Origin of the sequence: Dietzia sp. B19 (assembly GCF_014145155.1) — a bacterium.
Taxonomy (GTDB): Bacteria; Actinomycetota; Actinomycetes; order Mycobacteriales; family Mycobacteriaceae; genus Dietzia; species Dietzia natronolimnaea.
Genome location: NZ_JAALED010000164.1, coordinates 1 through 2,388, shown reverse-complemented (window position 1 = coordinate 2,388; position 2,388 = coordinate 1). Strand labels below are relative to the sequence as shown.

2 protein-coding genes and 1 pseudogene are annotated in these 2,388 nt (G+C 70.1%); 2 read left to right on the top strand and 1 reads right to left on the bottom strand.

The annotated features are described in order from the left end of the window. Positions 1-93: 93 nt before the first annotated feature. Entirely contained in the window at positions 94-363 is a 270-nt protein-coding gene (locus tag G6020_RS05790) for a DUF2530 domain-containing protein (protein WP_182609962.1), read from the bottom strand. A gap of 75 nt (positions 364-438) precedes the next feature. On the opposite strand from G6020_RS05790, the gene G6020_RS05785 reads away from it, so the two are divergent. Beyond that, complete coding sequence (locus G6020_RS05785) at positions 439-1,908, top strand: NCS2 family permease (protein ID WP_182609961.1); 1,470 nt, start codon at positions 439-441, stop codon at positions 1,906-1,908. A gap of 12 nt (positions 1,909-1,920) precedes the next feature. Further along, a pseudogene (locus G6020_RS05780) lies at positions 1,921-2,388 on the top strand (RNA methyltransferase); the annotation flags it as partial.

Sequence of the window (2,388 nt, the reverse complement as noted above, 5' to 3'; positions counted from 1 at the left end):
CGGCCGAGCAGGACGACGAGGTGGGGCAGACCGGGCCGGCCAGCGGTCCCGAGCAGGACTGACCCCGCCGACCTCCCCGACGCGGCCGACCGCTCAGATGCGGTCGAAGTCGAGACCGCCCTGCGCGCCCGCACTGCCGCGCAGGACGGCACGCCGCTGAAGCGCGTAGACGAGTGTGCCGATCGCACCCACGCCCACGCCCACGGCGCAGAGGATGACCGCGCGCATGTCGACCTCGTCCATGAGCATCACGGCCAGGAGGGCGATCGTCCACGCGAGGGTTCCGATGAGGACGACGGGCCGCGGATCCAGCAGGTAGGCCGGGATCCGGGGCACCTGCGGCTCTGCCGGGCTGTCCGTCATGACCGCGACGCTACCGCAGGCGGGGGGCCGGTTACTCTATGACGGTTCCTCACCCACCGCCAGGAAGGTCTCCAGATGTCGCAGAGCGCCGGGGCCCCGTCGCGGTCCCCCGTACGGATCGGGGCCGTCGACCGGTACTTCAAGATCAGTGAGCGCGGTTCGACGGTGGCCCGCGAGGTGCGCGGCGGGTTGGTCAGCTTCTTCGCGATGGCCTACATCATCGTGCTCAACCCACTGATCCTCGGTTCGGGTGTCGACGTCGAGGGCAACCAGCTGTCGATCATCGAGATCGCCGCCGTCACCGCCTTCACCGCGGGGGTGATGACGGTGGCGTTCGGCGCGATCGCCCGCTACCCGTTCGCCTTCGCGACCGGCCTGGGGATCAACTCCCTCGTCGCGGTCACCATCGCCAGGCAGGTCACGTGGGCCGAGGCCATGGGGCTGATCGTCATCGAGGGCATCATCATCGTCATCCTGGCGGTGAGCGGGTTCCGCAAGGCCGTCTTCGACGCCATCCCCTCGGACCTCAAGGCCGCGATCGCCGTGGGCATCGGGTTGTTCATCGCCATGGTCGGCTTCGTCGACTCCGGTTTCGTGCGTCGACTCCCCGACGCCGCGGGCACCACGGTCCCGGTGGGACTGGGGATCGAGGGGTCGATCGCCTCGTGGCCCACCGCCGTGTTCGCCTTCGGGCTCCTGCTGTGTGGGGTGCTCGTGGCCCGGCAGGTGCGCGGCGGCATCTTCGTCGGCATCGTGGTCACCACCGTCGTGGCCGTCATCGTCGAGGCCATCGCGAACGCCGGACCGTCCTTCGTCGACGGTGAGCCCTCGCCCACCGGGTGGAACCTCGCGGTCCCGGGGATCCCCGAGACCCTGGGTGGGCTGCCCAACCTGTCCCTCATCGGGCAGGTGGATCTCTTCGGCGCGTTCGTCCGGATCGGTCCGCTGGCGGCCAGCCTGTTCGTCTTCACCCTGCTGCTCGCCAACTTCTTCGACGCCATGGGCACCTTCACGGGGCTGGGCAAGGAGGCCGGGCTCATGGACGAGAAGGGCAATCTGCCCAACATGAAGACCGCGCTCGTGGTCGAGGGCGTCGGTGCCGTGGCGGGTGGCTTCACCTCGTCGTCGTCCAACACGGTCTTCCTCGAGTCGGCCACCGGCATCGCCGAGGGCGCCCGCACCGGCCTGGCGAACATCGTCACCGGTGCCCTCTTCCTCGTCGCGATGTTCTTCACCCCGCTGTACGAGGTCGTCCCCGTGGAGGCGGCGGCTCCCGCACTCGTGGTGGTCGGCGCGCTCATGATGTCGCAGATCGTCAACATCGACTTCACGCGCTTCGCGATCGCGCTGCCGGCCTTCCTCACGATCGTCACCATGCCGTTCACCTACTCGATCGCCAACGGCATCGGCATCGGGTTCGTGGCCTGGGTCGTGATGGCCACCGCCACCGGCAAGGCCCGGTCCGTGCACCCGCTGCTGTGGGTGGTCGCGGCGGCGTTCCTCGTGTTCTTCGCGATCGGGCCCATCACCGACCTGCTGGCCTGAGCGGCGCGGGCAGTGCTCGTCGTCGACGTCTCCGATCCCGCCGATCCCAGGTTGGACGATCTGCGCGACCTCAACCACTCCGACCGTCGCCCCGACCTGCCGGGCGGCAGGGGCCTGGTGATCGCGGAGGGTACCTACGTGGTGGGTCGGATGCTGCTGTCCCGGTTCCGCCCGCACGTCCTGCTGGGGACCGACGCGCGCCTGCGGCAACTGCGGCGTGAGGCGGCCGCCGAGGGCTGGGACGCCGACGAGCGCGCCGGGGGTGCCGTGTACCTGCGCACCACCAAGGACGTGCTCAGCGAGGTGATCGGGTTCCGGTCCAGTCGCGACATCCTCGCCGCCGCCGACCGGCCGACACCGCTCGAGGTCGACGCCGTCGTGGGCGGTGCCCGGACCCTCGTGGTGCTCGAGGGCGTCAACGACCCCGAGAACCTCGGGGCGATCTTCCGCAACTGCGCGGCGCTCGGTGTCGACGGGGTG

Coding starts and splice junctions, on each gene's coding strand:
- G6020_RS05790 (WP_182609962.1), bottom strand. CDS start 363: ATGACGGACAGCCCGGCAGAGCCGCAGGTGCCCCGGATCCCGGCCTAC.
- G6020_RS05785 (WP_182609961.1), top strand. CDS start 439: ATGTCGCAGAGCGCCGGGGCCCCGTCGCGGTCCCCCGTACGGATCGGG.